Origin of the sequence: Aeromonas sp. S41-2, assembly GCF_027705845.1 — a bacterium.
Taxonomy (GTDB): Bacteria; Pseudomonadota; Gammaproteobacteria; order Enterobacterales; family Aeromonadaceae; genus Aeromonas; species Aeromonas hydrophila.
Genome location: NZ_JAPDCG010000010.1, coordinates 67,339 through 83,804 on the forward strand (window position 1 = coordinate 67,339; position 16,466 = coordinate 83,804).

At 61.7% G+C, this 16,466-nt stretch carries 14 protein-coding genes and 1 pseudogene; 3 read left to right on the forward strand and 12 right to left on the reverse strand.

Annotation, left to right across the window (positions count from 1 at the left end; translation table 11 throughout):
* Positions 1–15: 15 nt before the first annotated feature.
* Genes coaE through yacG form a run of 3 tightly spaced genes read left to right on the forward strand, consistent with a single transcriptional unit; the run spans position 16 to position 1,594 of the window.
* Positions 16–630 carry a dephospho-CoA kinase gene (gene coaE / locus OKC44_RS18810; RefSeq protein ID WP_024945430.1) on the forward strand — a complete coding sequence of 205 codons (615 nt, stop codon included), beginning with the start codon at positions 16–18 and terminating at the stop codon, positions 628–630.
* 37 nt (positions 631–667) lie between these two features.
* On the forward strand, positions 668–1,390 hold the full coding sequence (zapD, locus tag OKC44_RS18815; protein ID WP_024945431.1) for a cell division protein ZapD: 723 nt from the start codon (positions 668–670) through the stop codon (positions 1,388–1,390).
* A 9-nt stretch (positions 1,391–1,399) separates the two neighbouring features.
* Complete coding sequence (gene yacG / locus OKC44_RS18820) at positions 1,400–1,594, forward strand: DNA gyrase inhibitor YacG (protein WP_005305661.1); 195 nt, start codon at positions 1,400–1,402, stop codon at positions 1,592–1,594.
* Between the two features lie 60 nt (positions 1,595–1,654).
* Here the strand turns inward: yacG and mutT are convergent, their stop codons facing one another.
* From mutT to murD, 12 genes and pseudogenes are all read right to left on the reverse strand, one after another.
* The gene (gene mutT / locus OKC44_RS18825) at positions 1,655–2,068 is read right to left on the reverse strand and encodes an 8-oxo-dGTP diphosphatase MutT (RefSeq protein WP_016352173.1); all 414 of its coding nucleotides are present in this window, start codon (positions 2,066–2,068) and stop codon (positions 1,655–1,657) included.
* 8 nt (positions 2,069–2,076) lie between these two features.
* A pseudogene (locus OKC44_RS22160) lies at positions 2,077–3,262 on the reverse strand (tetratricopeptide repeat protein).
* A gap of 74 nt (positions 3,263–3,336) precedes the next feature.
* Entirely contained in the window at positions 3,337–6,057 is a 2,721-nt protein-coding gene (secA, locus tag OKC44_RS18840) for a preprotein translocase subunit SecA (RefSeq protein ID WP_101614268.1), read from the reverse strand.
* A gap of 58 nt (positions 6,058–6,115) precedes the next feature.
* Positions 6,116–7,021, reverse strand: a complete 906-nt coding sequence (locus OKC44_RS18845) for a M23 family metallopeptidase (protein WP_016352175.1) — start codon at positions 7,019–7,021, stop codon at positions 6,116–6,118.
* Between the two features lie 140 nt (positions 7,022–7,161).
* Positions 7,162–8,085, reverse strand: a complete 924-nt coding sequence (gene lpxC / locus OKC44_RS18850; RefSeq protein ID WP_011707578.1) for a UDP-3-O-acyl-N-acetylglucosamine deacetylase — start codon at positions 8,083–8,085, stop codon at positions 7,162–7,164.
* A gap of 101 nt (positions 8,086–8,186) precedes the next feature.
* Positions 8,187–9,338: a cell division protein FtsZ gene (gene ftsZ, locus OKC44_RS18855; protein ID WP_005305686.1), complete on the reverse strand. Its 1,152-nt coding sequence runs from the start codon at positions 9,336–9,338 to the stop codon at positions 8,187–8,189.
* Positions 9,339–9,378: 40 nt separating this feature from the next.
* A complete protein-coding gene (gene ftsA, locus OKC44_RS18860; RefSeq protein WP_005305690.1) occupies positions 9,379–10,638 on the reverse strand; it encodes a cell division protein FtsA in 1,260 nt (419 codons plus the stop codon).
* Entirely contained in the window at positions 10,619–11,371 is a 753-nt protein-coding gene (locus OKC44_RS18865; RefSeq protein ID WP_017409434.1) for a cell division protein FtsQ/DivIB, read from the reverse strand. Before OKC44_RS18865 ends, ftsA begins: the two co-directional genes overlap by 20 nt.
* Before the next feature lie 97 nt (positions 11,372–11,468).
* The gene (gene murC, locus OKC44_RS18870) at positions 11,469–12,923 is read right to left on the reverse strand and encodes a UDP-N-acetylmuramate--L-alanine ligase (protein ID WP_010635950.1); all 1,455 of its coding nucleotides are present in this window, start codon (positions 12,921–12,923) and stop codon (positions 11,469–11,471) included.
* Entirely contained in the window at positions 12,920–14,005 is a 1,086-nt protein-coding gene (murG, locus tag OKC44_RS18875; RefSeq protein WP_270814570.1) for an undecaprenyldiphospho-muramoylpentapeptide beta-N-acetylglucosaminyltransferase, read from the reverse strand. Before murG ends, murC begins: the two co-directional genes overlap by 4 nt.
* A complete protein-coding gene (gene ftsW, locus OKC44_RS18880) occupies positions 14,005–15,186 on the reverse strand; it encodes a cell division protein FtsW (RefSeq protein WP_016352178.1) in 1,182 nt (393 codons plus the stop codon). Before ftsW ends, murG begins: the two co-directional genes overlap by 1 nt.
* Positions 15,183–16,466 carry a UDP-N-acetylmuramoyl-L-alanine--D-glutamate ligase gene (gene murD / locus OKC44_RS18885; protein WP_270814572.1) on the reverse strand — a complete coding sequence of 428 codons (1,284 nt, stop codon included), beginning with the start codon at positions 16,464–16,466 and terminating at the stop codon, positions 15,183–15,185. The genes ftsW and murD overlap by 4 nt, the downstream gene beginning before the upstream one ends.

The following is a 16,466-nucleotide window of genomic DNA, read 5'->3' on the forward strand; positions in this document are numbered from 1 at the left end:
AGGCAGCACTGACCCATGTATGTAGTCGCAATCACCGGCGGAATTGGCAGCGGCAAGACCACGGTTGCCAATCAGTTTGCAGAGCTCGGCATCGAAGTAGTGGATGCGGACGTCATCGCCCGCGAGGTCGTCGAGCCCGGTACCCCGGCCCTGGCCGCCATTACTGCCCATTTTGGCTCAGCAGTCATCACTCCCGCTGGCCAGCTCGATCGCCGTCGGCTGCGTGAGCGGGTCTTCACTGACCCGCAGGCCAAGGGCTGGCTCAACGCTCTGCTCCACCCCCTCATTCGCACCGAGATGCAGCGCCAGTGTGCGGCCGCTCGCTCCCCCTATTGCTTGTTGGTAGTGCCCTTGCTGGTGGAAAACCGGCTCACTGCCCTGGCCAATCGGGTACTGGTGATCGACGTGGACGAGGCGACCCAGATTGAACGAACCTGCCGCCGGGACGGCGTGAGCCGCGAGCAGGCCCAAGCCATCCTGGCCGCCCAGGCGAGCCGGGCCGAACGGCTGGCGGCAGCCGACGATGTGCTGGATAACCAGAATGGCACGCCCGAGGCGATAAAGAGCCGAATTTTAACGCTGCACGAGACATATCTGGCATTTGCCTCTCAACAAGCCCGCCAACTGTGAGTACACTAGGCCGGTTTATGGCTGGCCAGGATTAGGCATGATTTACGATTTTCCCCTCAATGAAAAAAGCCGGACCTATCTTCGTCTGGAGTCCCTGTTTTCCCAGATCCGCGACAATCTGGAGAGCGACCAGTCTTGGGCACATATCGCCTTTTTCAAGGGTCTGTTCGACCTGCAGGAGTTGCTGGAACGCGGCGACCTGCGCGCCGATCTGATCAAGGATCTGGAGCGCCTCGGCCAGCGCCTGAGCCACTGGGCCAGCCTGCCCGATGTCGACCTGGAGCAGATCAGCCAGATGCAACAGGAGAGCGCCCAGCTCTCCCGCAACCTGCTGAGTGCCCCACGTCCCGGTGCCCGCCTCAAAGAGGATCGGCTGCTCGGCTCCATTCGCCAGCGCTTCTCCATTCCGGGCGGGTTGTGCGCCTTCGACGTGCCGCAACTGCACCACTGGCTGGCCACCCCGGCCATCGCCCGTCATCAGCAGATGCAGCTGTGGCTGAGCGACATCAATCTGTTGATGAACGCCATCTCCCTGCTGCTGCGACTGTGGCGTGAGTCCGGCAACTTCAGCGAGCAGGTTGCCGTCAATGGCTTCTTCCAGGACACTGCCGAGAGCGCCGAGCTGATCCGCATTCGTTTGACCGGCACCCAGCAGTGCTACCCCACCCTGAGCGGCCACAAGAACCGGTTCGCCCTGCGTTTCCTGCCCACCACGGAGCAGCAGATCGGTGATGTCCCCTTCCAGCTTGCCTGCTGCTGAGGAGTATTCATGGTGACCAAAGTAAAGTGCCCGACCTGCCAAACCGAGCTGGAATGGGGCCCGCAAAGCCCGTTTCGCCCGTTCTGCAGCAAGCGCTGCCAGCTGATCGATCTCGGCGAGTGGGCCGACGAGGAGAAGCGGATCCCGGGGGAAATAGACCCGGAGCTGCTACCATACCCCGAAGAAGGGGAGCAGTGGCAGTAAGCCAGCAAATAAAAAGGGCCGATACGGCCCTTTTTATTTTGGTATGCACTGCGATTCACATCAGCCCTGTGCAGCCAGCGATGCCTGCAGGCGCGTCACGATCGGGCCATTGGCGTCGGGGAAATGGTACTCGTGCAGCGAGGCCAGCGGCACCCAGCGACACTCCTGCCCCTCCTTGCCGAACGGCTCGCCGCTGAAGCGGGTCACCTTCCAGATATCCAGCAGCACCTGCTTGTCCGGATAGTCGTGATGCAGTTCCATGAAGGGGGCGCAATCCTGCACCCGGATCCCGATCTCTTCCCACAGTTCGCGATCCAGCGCAGTAAGCAGATCCTCCCCGGCTTCCACCTTGCCGCCTGGAAACTCCCAGCGATCCCCCTGATGGCGATCGGCGGAGCGCTTGGCGATGAAGATATCGCCCCGTTCGTTCTCGATGACGCCGACCGCCACCCAGATCCGTTTCTTCTGTTCCATCATTGTCCTCAACGTAAACACGGCAAACGGGCAATCCAGGGCGCCAGCCGACGGGCCTGCGGCTCCCTTTGTGCCGTAAAGATATCCTGCCCCACATGCTTGCTCCCGCCAGGGGCGGGCTGCGGCCAGGGTATGGCGCCTGGCGGCGTGAAGCAGCGATCGTGTACCAGACAGCTCTGCGAGAGATAACCCCAGAGCCGATCGCGCAAAAACCATTGGTCGATGTTTGGCGTCTCCATCACGTCGGGCTGATAGCCTTCGAGCAGGGGTGCCAACGGTGGCAATACGCCGGCCACCCCGCCCCACATCCCCGCCAGCACCAGATCGGTATGACTCCACCAGTCGCGCATGATATGAAACCAGCGCGTCGATGCAAGCCACTCCTGTACCGCCAGCCGCTCGCGCACGCCCGGTACCGAATCCACATCCCGCACCAGGAAGCGCCCCACCAATGGATCATTGGCCACCTGGAAGCGCCAGCACAAACGCTGACGCAAAGTCTGACCGGCAGGTTGCAACAAGAGCTCAGCCCCCAGTTCGCGCAGCGCAGCGAGCAACTCGGCCGGCACGCTCTCATCCACGTAGAAACGCACCCGCCAGCCCGGGTAGAGATAGGCCGCTGCCAGCACATTGTCGATGGCCCCCCCGCAGATAACGGGGCTCACTGCCCCACAGGGAAAAAGCGATGACATCCAGCTTGCCACTGCCATCGGCCAACCAGACGGCCGGTTCTGCCGCAGGCAATGACCAGGATGGTGGCGCCTTGCCCGCCGACCGGGCCTTCAGGGTCAATGAGCGGGTTCCCGCCAGGGCGGCCTCATCGTAGCGATCCTGCTTGGCCAGCGAGGCGCAGAGGGCGTCCAGCGCATGGAAATCGTCGGGGACGCGCTGCAGCAAGGTCTGCAAGCGTGCTACTGCCAGCTCGTACTGACCGGCCCGCGACAGGCAAGCGCAGAGGTTGCGCAGCACCTCGTCATTGCCGGGTTCGGCCTTGTGGGCCATCTCCAGCACCTGCGCCGCGGAAGCCGGGTCATCGCACAGAAAGAGGTAATAGGCAAACTGCAGCTGCAAGGCAATCGGCTTGGCTGCGCTGCCGTTGAGCCGGGCCAGCAGTTGCTGGATGGCAACCTGGCGCTGGCCCGCCAGCCAGCTGTTGTGGGCAGTAGTATCCCATCCTGTCGGCATCTTGCTCATCGCACGGCTCTCCTTCTTTGCCTGCCGGAAATGAATGCACCGCCCGGAGGCGGTGCATCATCGTCATTGCGCTATCAGGTCAACTGACCGTGGCAGTGCTTGTATTTTTTGCCTGAACCGCATGGGCAGGGGTCATTGCGTCCCACCTTCTGCTCATCCCGCACGAAGGTAACCGGGGCCGCTTCGGCCTGGGCCTCGTCGTCAGCCAGCTGGTTGTCGGCCGCAGCATGGGTGTAGGTGCGGGGAGCGGCTTCGGCCTGCTGGCGCTGCTGCTCTTCCATCGCCTCCACATCGCGTTCCTGAACCTGTACCCGGCTCAGGATGCTGACCACGTCGCGCTTCAGGGTTTCCAGCATCTGGGTGAACAGATCGAAGGATTCGCGCTTGTACTCCTGCTTGGGGTTCTTCTGGGCGTAACCGCGCAGATGGATGCCCTGACGCAGGTGATCCATGGCCGCCAGGTGCTCTTTCCACAGGCCGTCCAGGGTTTGCAGCATCACCGCCTTCTCGAAGTTGCGCAGCACTTCCTTGCCGACCAGCTCTTCCTTGTGGGCATAGAGTTTGGTGGCTTCATCCAGGATGCGCTCGCGCAGCTTCTCTTCATAGAGCTTGTCGTCTTCCGCCAGCCACTGCTGCAACGGCAGATCCAGTGCGAAGTCAGACTTCAGACGGGCTTCCAGACCCGGCACGTCCCACATCTCTTCCAGGGACTGCGGCGGGATGTACTCGTCGATGATGGCGCCATAGACATCGTCACGGATGACGTGGATGGTCTCGGAGATGTCGCTGGTGTCCAACAGCTCGTTGCGCTGCTCGTAGACCACCTTGCGCTGATCGTTGGCAACGTCGTCAAACTCCAGCAAGCTCTTGCGGATGTCGAAGTTGCGACCTTCCACCTTGCGCTGGGCATTTTCGATCGCCTTGGTCACCCACGGGTGCTCGATGGCCTCGCCCTCTTCCATCCCCAGCTTCTTCATCATGCCGGTGACGCGATCGGAGGCGAAGATCCGCATCAGGGTATCTTCCATGGAGAGGTAGAAACGGGAGGAGCCCGGGTCGCCCTGACGACCGGAACGGCCGCGCAGCTGGTTGTCGATACGACGGGATTCGTGGCGCTCGGTACCGATAATGTGCAGACCACCGGCGGCCAATACCGCATCGTGACGCACCTGCCAGGCCGCTTTCAGCTCGGCAATCTGCTCCTCGGTCGGGTTCTCCAGCTGGGCGATTTCCGCTTGCCAGTTGCCCCCGAGCACTATGTCGGTACCACGACCGGCCATGTTGGTGGCGATGGTGACGGCACCGGTCTGACCGGCCTGGGCGACGATCTCCGCTTCCATGGCGTGGAACTTGGCGTTCAGCACCTTGTGCGGGATGTTTTCCTTGGTCAGGATGCCGGAGAGCAGCTCGGAGTTCTCGATGGAGACGGTACCGACCAGTACCGGCTGGCCGCGCTCGACGCAACCGCGAATGTCTTCGATGATGGCGGCATACTTCTCGTTGGCGGTCAGGTAGACCAGATCGCCCATGTCCTTGCGCACCATCGGCTTGTTGGTCGGGATAACCACGGTATCCAGGCCATAAATTTGCTGGAATTCAAAGGCTTCGGTATCGGCAGTACCCGTCATGCCCGCCAGCTTGTCGTACAGACGGAAGTAGTTCTGGAAGGTGATGGAGGCCAGGGTCTGGTTCTCGTTCTGGATCTTGACCCCTTCCTTCGCCTCGACTGCCTGATGCAGACCATCGGACCAGCGACGGCCCGGCATGGTACGGCCGGTGTGCTCGTCGACGATGACGATCTCGTCCTTCTGGACGATGTAGTCGACGTTGCGCTCAAACAGGGTGTGAGCACGCAGGCCGGCGTTGACGTGGTGCAGCAGGCTGATGTTGGTGGCGGAGAACAGGGAGTCGTCCTCGGCCAGCAGCCCCTCTTTCTTGAGCAGCTCTTCCACGAAGATCTGGCCGTTCTCGGTCAGCAATGCCTGGCGGTTCTTCTCGTCCACCGTGTAGTGGCCGTCGCCGGTGTACTCTTCGGAGTCTTCCTTGTCCTGCTTGACCAGCAGCGGGATCAGCTTGTTGACACGGATATAGAGCTCGGAGCTGTCTTCTGCCGGGCCGGAGATGATGAGCGGGGTACGGGCTTCATCGATGAGCACCGAGTCCACCTCATCCACCAGCGCGTAGTTGAGCGGACGCTGCACGCGCTGCTCTGGCGAGAACGCCATGTTGTCGCGCAGGTAGTCGAAACCGAATTCGTTGTTGGTACCGTAGGTGATGTCGGCGGCGTAGGCGTCACGCTTCTGGGACGCGTCCATGCCGGGCACGTTGCAGTCGACTGTCATGCCGAGGAAAGCGAACAGCGGGCGGTTCGCCTCGGCGTCACGCTTGGCCAGATAGTCGTTCACGGTCACCACGTGCACGCCACGACCGCTCAGGGCGTTCAGGTAGGCCGGCAGGGTCGCGGTGAGGGTTTTACCTTCACCTGTCTTCATCTCGGCGATGCGGTTGGAGTTCAGCACCATGCCACCGATCAGCTGAACGTCGAAATGACGCATGCCGAACACCCGGCGAGAGGCTTCACGCACGGTGGCAAAGGCCTCCGGCAGCAACTGCTCCAGTGTCTCACCCTGCTCCAGACGCTGACGATACTCGGCCGTCTTGGCCTGCAGCTGTGCATCGGACAGAGCTTCGAACTGAGGCTCCATCGCATTGATCTGTTTTACAATTTTGCGCAGAGCCTTGAGCGTTCTGTCGTTCCGGCTGCCGATAATCTTGGTAAGCAGTGTGCTAATCATGGGTACCAACTATTCTGGTTATATAAGTGTTCCGTCACTGGAACCTGGAGAAAAAAACCTAACCCCGTCTGGCATTGAGAAAACGCGCGGGGTCCACCTGACGACCATCTTTCAACACTTCGTAATGCAAATGGACCCCGGTCGCGCGACCGGTGCGTCCCATCAAGGCAATTTTCTGGCCCTCATCGACCAGGGTGCCCACTTCGACCAGCAACTTGGAGTTGTGGGCATAGCGGGTCACCAAACCATTGCCATGATTGATCTCCACCATGTTGCCAAATTCCGGATGACGGCCCGCCCAGCTCACTACGCCCGGGCCCGTCGCCAGAATGGGAGTGCCGGGCTTGCCACGGAAATCCACCCCTTTGTGCATCTTGGCACGACCGTTGAACGGATCGACCCGGCCACCGAAGCCAGAGGAGACCCAAACCCGCTCCTGCTTGACCGGTGTTCCGGAAATAAAGCCGGCATCGGTTATATGGTGATTCATGATGAAAGATTCAAGTACCGACAGCTGCTCTTCACGACTGCTGAGCTGCTGGCTGAGATGCTTCATGGAGTCCTGCAGCTCGTTGAGGCTGACTTCCAGATCCGCATCATAGGAGGGGCCGCCCATGGGAGGCAGCTCCTTGAAATTGAACTCTTCGGGATCGAGGTCGGCCTTTTCGGTCAGCCGCTCGCCGAGCGCGTTGAGACGACCCAGCTGCCCCTGCATGGTGCCCACCTGGGCGGCCAGCATGGCAAGCTGTTCGCGGGCTTCGTCAGCCCCTTGCGTGGATTTTTGCTGTTCGGCCATGGCCAGCGCGACTTCCAGCGCCTCCATTTTTTGATGCCAGCTCTGCCAGAGCCAGCCACCACTCAGGGCCAATACAGTGAAGAAGATACCGCCGACCCAGGCCAGACGTTGTTTAGGTAAGTGCAACTTGCGTCGCTGCTTGCCATTGAGGATCAGGGTAATGCTCATAGAAATCAGTCTGCTCGGTCAGGTGTGGCCATTGGCCCGCACGGGAAATAAAACCGGGAGATAATCGGTATTACAGAATGGAGTAAACAAATGACGGAACGTCGGTGCGGAGAGAAGACCGACGTTCCGTTGCACAGCTATCAGGCCAGAACCAGACCGTTATCGTAGTAAGCGATGGGCGCTTTGTCGCCCTCACCCTCGAAGGTCACCAGTTCCCAGGCCTCCTGCTTGGCCAGCAAGGCACGCAGCAGCTTGTTGTTCAGGGCATGGCCGGTCTTGTAGGCACGGAATTCGCCGATAATGCTGCGGTTACACATGTAAAGGTCACCGATTGCATCCAACATCTTGTGTTTGACGAATTCATCTTCATAGCGCAGACCATCTTCGTTCAGTACCCGGTAGTCATCCAGCACCACGGCGTTTTCCAGGCTTCCGCCCAGCGCCAGGTTCTGGGAACGCAGGTACTCGATGTCACGCATGAAACCGAACGTACGAGCACGGCTGATCTCTTTCACGAAAGAGGCACCGGAGAAGTCCAGCACGCAACGCTGATTGCGTCCTTCAAATACCGGATGCTGGAAGTCGATCTCGAGATCCATCTTGAAGCCGTTGCGATAGGGGTGGAATTCCGCCCACTTGTCGCCGTCTTCAACCCGGATGCTCTGCTTGATCCGCACAAACTGCTTGGGCGCATTCTGTTCACGGATACCAACTTCTTGCAGCAGGTAGATAAAGGGGTGCGCACTACCGTCCATCACCGGGATCTCGGGCGCATCAACCTCGACATAGAGGTTGTCGATGCCCATCCCGGCCAGCGCGGCAGAGAGGTGCTCAATAGTAGAGACTCGGACACCGGCTTCATTGACCAGAGCGGTACAAAGCACGGTATCACGCACCTGATCGGCATTGGCTGGCAGCTCAACCACAGGATTCAGATCGGTACGCAAGTAAACGATCCCTGTGTTAACAGGCGCCGGACGGAACGTCATTGTGACTTTCCGGCCCGAATGCAGGCCGACACCGGTGGCCTGGACACTCGTTTTCAAGGTTCTTTGTCTAATCATGGGCGTATCCGCTTAACAGCTCAAATTCCTGACCAGATGGTCGTTGCCGGGCCATCTTAGCACATTCCTTAAGCAACAAACAAACCAGCGTCATTGGAGGCTTAGTCAGCTTGCTTGCGCAGGAACGCAGGAATATCGAGATAATCCGGTTCGCGACGAGCTTGCGGCTCGGCGTTGACCACCTTGGCCGGAGCCTCTTCCATCACGCGAGACTGCAGGGCTTCGCTGATCAGGGGCTGACGGGCCGGACGCTCTTGTACCATGTTGTTCTTCACCAGCGTGATGTCCGGCTTGCGCTCGGCACCGATACCGGTGGCAACCACGGTCACGCGCAGTTCGTCGTGCATTTCCGGGTCGATTACGGTACCTACCACCACGGTGGCGTTCTCGGAGGCGAAGGCCTTGACCGCGTTACCCACGGTTTCGAACTCTTCGATGGTCATGTCCATGCCGGCGGTGATGTTGACCAGGATGCCACGGGCACCGGCCAGATCCACGTCTTCCAGCAGCGGGCTGGAGATGGCTTTCTCGGCCGCTTCTTCGGCGCGGTCATCACCGGAGGCGGAACCGGTACCCATCATCGCGGTACCCATTTCACGCATCACGGTACGCACGTCCGCGAAGTCGACGTTGATCAAGCCCGGACGGGTGATCAGCTCGGCAATGCCCTGTACCGCGCCAAGCAGTACGTCGTTGGCAGCCTTGAAGGCGTCCAGCAGGGAGATACCGCGGCCCAGCACCTTCAGCAACTTGTCGTTGGGGATGGTGATCAGGGAGTCGACGTTCTTGGACAGCTCTTCGATACCGTGAGCGGCGAAGCCCATCCGCTTCTTCCCTTCAAAGGAGAACGGCTTGGTTACGACAGCAACTGTCAGGATACCCATCTCGCGGGCCACTTCGGCCACGATCGGCGCAGCACCGGTACCGGTACCGCCACCCATGCCGGCGGCGATGAACACCATGTCGGAGCCAGTCAGCAGCTCACGCAGCGCTTCCCGATCTTCCATGGCCGCATCGCGACCCACTTCCGGATTGGCTCCGGCACCCAGACCCTTGGTGATGCCACCGCCGATCTGCAGGGTTGTGTTGGCGCTGGAGTTACGCAGAGCCTGAGCGTCGGTGTTGACGGTAATGAATTCAACGCCTTCGATGTTTTGACGAACCATGTGCTCGACCGCGTTGCCGCCGCCGCCACCCACACCAATCACTTTAATGACGGCTTCGTCAGTGTGGCTATCCATAAATTCAAACATGTTGTCTCTCCGCTTTATTTGCCTGACTCAGCAAAATCTTTTAGAACTCGCCACGCAACCAGTTGCTGACCCGTTTGACCAGCCCACCTACGCTTGCCTTGGCGGCATATTCCTTGCTACTGCCGGTGGATTGATGGGTGCGGCCATACTGCAGCAACCCGACCGCGGTCGAGTACACAGGCGCCTGCACATAATCACTCAATCCCCGGATATTCATGGGCTCCCCTACCCGGACCTGGCTCTGGAAGATCTGCTCTGCGCACTCCACAATGCCTTCGATCTGGGCAGCGCCGCCGGTCAAGACCACACCGGCTGCAAGCTGATGCTTGACCCCCTGCGCTTTCAATTCGCTTTGTACCCGCACCAGCTCATCATTCACCATGGAGAGCAACTCGGTGTAACGGGGCTCAATCACTTCAGCCAGTGTCTGCCGCTGCAGGCTGCGCGCCGGACGACCGCCGACACTGGGTACTTCAATATTGTCTTCCTTGCTGACCAGCCGGCCGAGGGCGCAGCCATAGCGCACCTTGATCGCCTCCGCATCCAGCGGCGGGGTGCCGAAGGCATAGGCGATGTCGCTGGTCACCGTGCTGCCGGCGTACGGGATCACCTTGGTGTGACGCAGGGCACCGCCGGTAAACAGCGACATGTCCATGGTGCCGCCACCGATGTCCACCACGCAGACACCCAGCTCTTTCTCGTCTTCGGTCAGCACGGCGTAGCTGGACGCCAGTGCGGAGAAGATCAGCTGATCCACCCGCAGACCCACCTTCTCCACACATTTCTCGATGTTGCGAGCCATGTCGTTGTGGCAGGTGATCAGGTGCACCTTGGCCGCCATCCGCACGCCAGAGAGGCCGACCGGGTTCTTGATCCCTTCCTGGTAGTCGATGGCGAACTCCTGGGGCAGCACGTGCAGCACCCGGAGCTCATCGGACAACCGTACCGACTTGGCGGTGTGGATGACGTTGTCCACGTCTTCCTGGGTCACCTCTTCATCGGAGATGGGCACCATGCCGGTTTCATTGCGACAGTCGATATGCTTGCCGGACAACCCCAGATAGACGGAGCTGATCTGGCAGTCGGCCATCATTTCAGCCTCTTCCACCGCGCGACGCAGGGACTTAACCACGGAATCAAGATCGTTGACCCCGCCCTTGTCCATGCCGCGAGAGGCGTGACTGCCCATGCCGATGACATTGAGCTCACCGTCTGGCAGCACTTCGCCAACCAGAACCGCCACCTTGGTTGTGCCGATATCCAGCCCGACAATCAGATTTCTATCTGCGGTTTTGGTCATTCACTTTCTCTTCGTTCTTCTTCCAGCCAACTGCCATTCCGGTGTCGTATCGAAGATCCACGTAAGCAACCCGCTCACGAGGCTCGATGACCGGAAAGGCATCGATAAACCGCTGCAATCGAAGCGCAATATCCGAGCGCCCCAAAAACAGCTGAATGTTGCCATCCAGGGTCAGTTCCCAGGCATGGCGGGGGGTCAGATTCACCCCCAGCAGCTTGTACCCTCTGGCCGCCAGCTGCGCCTCGTATTGGCGGCTGGCCTCCAGCACCTTGACGGCCTGATCTTCTGGCCCTGACAGCTGCATCAGAGGGGTCTTCACCCTGTCCGGCGCACTGAACACCTCACCCTTGGTGTTGACGAAGCGGTTGCCGTTCCAGCGGGCCGCGACCGCCTGTTCGGTGAGGTAGACCTTGATCTTGTTGGGCCACTTCTTGCGTACCGAGACCTGGGCCACCCAAGGCAAGGCGTTCAACCGCGCCTGCAATTCGTTCACATCCAACTCGAAGAAGTTGCGCAACTCGGCGCCATCCAGCACGGCGCTGCGCAGTTCATCGGTTTGCAAATACTGGTGTTGCCCCTGCAGCAACAGCTCGCTCATGGGCAACCGATTGGCATCCGTCAGCCAATCTTTAACATCCAGCGCGGTCTGGTAGAGGCCCCACATGACCAGGATGAAAAATCCCACCCCGGCGATGAAGCCCCCCTTGGTGCGCCCTTGTGCCCTTGCCTCCACCCGATCGATCCCCGTTTAACGCGCCATGCCGGCCCTTTGCAGACCGGTTCGCCATTATATAGGCCCCGGCTTGGCGGTCAAAATACTCATTGGGCCCTCAGGCGCCGGATTTCATGCTCTCGATGCTCAATTTCATCTCGCCAAGACGGCGAGCCAGTGCGCCGACGTTCCCTGCCCCCTGGGTCAGTACCAGATCGCCCTCGCCGACCAGCCCGGCCAGCACCGCCGGCACATCGTCCGGCGTCGCGACAAAGATGGGCTCCAGGCTGCCGCGGGAGCGGATGGAACGGCACAGGGCACGGCCATCGGCGCCCGGAATCGGCTCTTCACCGGCGGCATAAACCTCCAGCATCACCAGCACGTCCACCTTGGAAAGCACATCCGCGAAGTCTTCGTAGAGATCACGGGTACGGGTGTAGCGGTGCGGCTGGAACACCATCACCAACCGCTTCTCGGGCCAGCCGGCGCGAGCGGCGTTGATGGTGACCTTGACCTCGCTCGGGTGGTGACCGTAGTCGTCCACCAGCATGGCCTTGCCGCGACCGGTCTCGAACTCGCCATATTGCTGGAAGCGGCGACCGACCCCTTCAAACTTGGCCAGCGCCCGGATGATGGCATCATCGCCGATCCCGTCCTCGGTGGCGACCGCAATCGCCGCGGCGGCATTGAGCGCATTGTGGATGCCGGGCAGATTGAGAGTCACCTCCAGCTCGCCGGCATCTTTGCGGCGCACCCGGAAGCGACTGCGGTTGCTGGTCTGCACGAAGTCCAGCACCTGCACGTCGGCATCATCACTCAGGCCGTAGGTGATGGTGGGACGAGCGATCTCCGGCAGCATGCCGCGGATTACCGGGTCATCCACGCACACCACGGCCAGCCCGTAGAACGGCAGGTTGTGCAGGAAGTCGATGAAGGTGGCCTTCAGCTTGGAGAAGTCGCCACCATAGGTATCCATGTGATCCGCTTCGATGTTGGTCACGATGGAGACCATCGGCTGCAGATGCAGGAAGGAGGCGTCGCTCTCGTCCGCCTCGGCAATCAGATAGCGGCTGCTGCCCAGGCGGGCATTGGTTCCGGCGCTGTTGAGCAAACCGCCGATGACGAAGGTCGGATCCCGGTCCGCTTCGGCATAGATGCTCGCCACCAGACTGGTGGTGGTGGTCTTGCCATGGGTGCCGGCGATGGCGATGCCGTGGCGGAAACGCATCAGCTCGGCCAGCATCTCGGCGCGGCGCACCACGGGGATGCGCAGCTCGCGGGCGGCCAGCAGCTCGGGGTTGTCCTGCTTGATGGCGGTAGAGACCACCACCACGCTCGCCTCGTTCACGTGCTCGGCACTGTGACCGACGAAGATGTGGGCGCCAAGGGACTCGAGTCGCTCGGTCACCGCATTGCGGGCCAGATCCGAGCCGGTTACCTGATACCCTTCGTTGGCAAGCACTTCGGCGATACCGCCCATCCCGGCACCACCGATGCCGATGAAGTGGATGCGACGCACGCGGCGCATTTCAGGGATAACGGTACGCAGTTTTGCCAGTTCAACCTTGGTCATAGTTCTCTCTCAATCTGCCCGGTCGCCAGGCGTTTGCACTCATCGGCAACCCGCTCGGCGGCATCGGTAATGGCCACGCGACGGGCGGCCTGAGCCATGTTCAATAGGGTTTCCCTGCGCCCGGCAAGCCAGGAGAGACGGGCAGCCAGCGAGGCCGTCGTCAGCTCGGATTGGGGCAGGAATTCAGCCGCACCGCAATCGACCAGGGTCAGGGCGTTGCGGGTCTGGTGATCATCCACCGCGTGAGGCAGTGGTACAAAAATGGCGGCGACCCCGGCGGCAGCCACTTCGGAGACGGTCAGCGCCCCCGCCCGGCACACCACCAGATCGGCCCAGGCATAGGCACCGGCCATGTCCTTGATAAATTCACTCACTTCAGCCGCAACACCCTGCTTGGCGTAGGCTTCGGCCACGGCATCCCGATTGCCCTTGCCACACTGGTGACGTACCTCGATGGGCACGCCGGCCGCCGCCACCGCTGGCGGCACCTGCTCGTTGAGCACCCGGGCCCCCAGGCTGCCACCGACGATCAACAGCCGCAGGGGCTCTGCCCCGCTGCGCAACTGGGGATCCGGCAGTGCCACCACTTCGGGGCGTACCGGATTGCCCACCACGGCGGTGCGACGGCTCGGCGCGAAGGCGCCCGGAAATGCCATCAGCACCCGCTTGGCGAGGCGAGCCAGCAGCTTGTTGGTCAGGCCTGCAGCAGCATTCTGCTCGTGCAGCAGCAGCGGGATACCGGACAGCCAGGCCGCCACGCCACCCGGGCCGGAGGCAAAGCCGCCCATGCCGAGCACCACGTCGGGGCGAATGGTCTTGAGCACCCGGCGCGCCTGCAGCACTGATTTGACGATGCGATAGGGCGCCACCAGCAGACGCTTGATGCCGTTGCCACGCACCCCCTGGATATCGATGAAGGAGATGGGGTAACCATGGGCAGGCACCAGCTCGGCCTCCATCCGGTCGGCGGTGCCGAGCCAGTGAATGGTCCAGCCCTGGGCCTTGAGGCGATCAGCCACGGCCAAGCCGGGGAACACATGGCCCCCGGTACCGCCTGCCATCACCAACAGCGTCTTGCTCACTAAACCTCCCGCACGCGCGCCTGGGCACTGGCCTGGCGCAACTCGAAATCGATACGAATCAACATGCTCACCGCCACCATCATGATGATGAGGCTCGAACCACCATAACTGACCAGCGGCAGGGTCAACCCCTTGGTCGGCATCATGCCGCTGGCTGCCCCCACGTTGACGAAGGTCTGGAAGCTGAACCAGATGCCGATGCCGATGGCCAGATAGCCTTCATACAGTCGCTCGGCCACCAGCGCCTGGTGCCCCAGCTTGAGCGCCTTGATTGCCAGCGCAAAGATGAGAAACAGCGCGCCCAGCACGCCCACATAGCCCAGCTCTTCCCCCAGGATGGCGAACACGAAGTCGGTGTGCGCCTCCGGCAGGTACTCCATCTTCTGGATGGAGTTGCCAAGCCCCTCGCCAAACCAGCTGCCACGGCCGAAGGCCATCAGCGACTGGGTCAGCTGGTAGCCGCTGCCGAACGGATCGGCCCAGGGATCGAGGAAGGAGGTCACCCGCCGCATCCGGTACGGCTCGGCGATGATCAGGGTCACCACGGCGCTCACCCCCACCAGGATGAGGCCGATGAACTGCACCAAGCGGGCGCCGGCCAGGAACAGCATGCCGAGCGAGGTGACGAACATCACCACCACGGAGCCCAGATCGGGCTGGGCCAGCAGCAGGATGGCCACCACGAACAGCACCGCCATCGGCTTCATGAAACCGATGAAACGCTCGCGCACCTCGCTCTGACGGCGCACCAGATAACCCGCCAGATAGACGAACAGCGCCAGCTTGCCGAACTCGGCCGGCTGCAGGTTGAACGGGCCAAGCGGCAACCAGCGCACCGAGCCGTTGACGCTGCGGCCCACCAGCAACACCAGCACCAGCATGACGATGGCCAGCAGCAGCATGGGGCCGTTGTAGTGCTGCCAGCGCGCCATCGGCACCTGCAGCACGAACCAGGAGATGCCGAGCGCCATCAGCAGAAACAGGCCGTGACGCTTCACGAACATGAAGGGATCGTTGTTGATGGCGATCCCCTCCGGGATCGAGGCGGAGGCCACGATCACCAGACCCACCGCCATCAGCGCCAGCGCCAGCACGACCAGCTGCCGGTCATAGAGACCGGCAGGGCGCGCCGGCAACAGCCAGCGCTGCAAGAAGCCTGCGACTGCGCGAAGGGCGTTCATAACTTCTGTACCAGCTCGGTGAAACGATCACCGCGCGCTTCGAAAGACTTGAATTGGTCCAGGCTGGCGCAGGCCGGCGCCAGCAGCACCCAGTCGCCGGGTCTGGCATCGGCAGCCGCCTTGGCGACCGCGGCATCCAGATCCGCCACCCGCTCGGTCTGCTCACCCAGCGCCAGCAGCACCTCGGCATCCTGGCCAAAGCAGTACATGTGATCGATCTGGCTGCCGAGCAGGGCCTGCACCGGGCCGAAATCCTGGCCCTTGCCCTGGCCACCGGCCAGCAACAGCAGACGGCCTTTCACCGACTCACGCACCCCGGCCACGGCAGCCAGAGTCGCCCCCACGTTGGTGGCCTTGGAGTCGTTGATCCAGCGCACCCCGTTTACCTCCCGCACGAAGCGAGCACGGTGGGGCAACCCCTCGAAACGGCGCAGTACTCGCAACTGCGGCTCGCGCGGGATACCGACCGCATCGCACAGGGCCATGGCGGCCAGCGCGTTGGCCTGGTTGTGGGCGCCGACGATCTTCATCTCGTCCACCGCCAGCAACGGCTCGCCGTGCAGGGTCAGCCAGTGACGGCCATCCAGCTCGCAGCGACCGTAACCGTTGCAGTCAAGGCCGAAGCTCTGCCACACCTGCCCCACGTCGGGCAGGGTCTGGGCATCGTCGCGATTGATCAGGATGTGCTGTGAGTGCTGATGGATCTCCATCTTGGCGGCGCGATAGTCGGCCATGCCCTGATAGCGATCCATATGATCTTCACTGAGGTTCAATACCACGGAGGCGGCGGCGCGCAGGCTGTGGGTGGTCTCCAGCTGGAAGCTGGAGAGCTCCAGCACGCAGAGATCCATCGGCTGCTTGAGCAGCTCGAGCGCCGGCGTGCCGATGTTGCCACCCACCCCGACCTTGAGGCCGGCTTCGGCGATCATCTCGCCCACCAGGGTGGTGACCGTGCTCTTGCCGTTGGAGCCGGTGATGGCGATCACCGGCACCTGGGTCTCGCGCACGAACAGCTCGATGTCGCCGACGATGCGCACCCCGAACTCGGCGGCCGCTTGCAGTTCGGGCGTAGCCAGGGCAATGCCCGGGCTCGCCACTATCATGTGCGCCTGCTTGAGCAGCTCGCCATCCAGCCCGTGGATGAGCGCCACCTCGGCAGGCAGTTGATCCTTGCCGGGCGGGTTGGCGCGGGTGTCCATCACCAGCGGCGTCACGCCACGGCCGAGGAAGTAATCGACGCAGGAGAGTCCGGTTTTGCCGAGTCCGATGATGATGACCAT

What these genes read in the sequence shown, in the direction of transcription:
- coaE (WP_024945430.1), top strand. Translation starts at nt 16, where the DNA reads ATGTATGTAGTCGCAATCACCGGCGGAATTGGCAGCGGCAAGACCACG.
- zapD (WP_024945431.1), top strand. Translation starts at nt 668, where the DNA reads ATGATTTACGATTTTCCCCTCAATGAAAAAAGCCGGACCTATCTTCGT.
- yacG (WP_005305661.1), top strand. Translation starts at nt 1,400, where the DNA reads ATGGTGACCAAAGTAAAGTGCCCGACCTGCCAAACCGAGCTGGAATGG.
- mutT (WP_016352173.1), bottom strand. Translation starts at nt 2,068, where the DNA reads ATGGAACAGAAGAAACGGATCTGGGTGGCGGTCGGCGTCATCGAGAAC.
- secA (WP_101614268.1), bottom strand. Translation starts at nt 6,057, where the DNA reads ATGATTAGCACACTGCTTACCAAGATTATCGGCAGCCGGAACGACAGA.
- OKC44_RS18845 (WP_016352175.1), bottom strand. Translation starts at nt 7,021, where the DNA reads ATGAGCATTACCCTGATCCTCAATGGCAAGCAGCGACGCAAGTTGCAC.
- lpxC (WP_011707578.1), bottom strand. Translation starts at nt 8,085, where the DNA reads ATGATTAGACAAAGAACCTTGAAAACGAGTGTCCAGGCCACCGGTGTC.
- ftsZ (WP_005305686.1), bottom strand. Translation starts at nt 9,338, where the DNA reads ATGTTTGAATTTATGGATAGCCACACTGACGAAGCCGTCATTAAAGTG.
- ftsA (WP_005305690.1), bottom strand. Translation starts at nt 10,638, where the DNA reads ATGACCAAAACCGCAGATAGAAATCTGATTGTCGGGCTGGATATCGGC.
- murC (WP_010635950.1), bottom strand. Translation starts at nt 12,923, where the DNA reads ATGACCAAGGTTGAACTGGCAAAACTGCGTACCGTTATCCCTGAAATG.
- ftsW (WP_016352178.1), bottom strand. Translation starts at nt 15,186, where the DNA reads ATGAACGCCCTTCGCGCAGTCGCAGGCTTCTTGCAGCGCTGGCTGTTG.
- murD (WP_270814572.1), bottom strand. Translation starts at nt 16,466, where the DNA reads ATGGTCATCATCATCGGACTCGGCAAAACCGGACTCTCCTGCGTCGAT.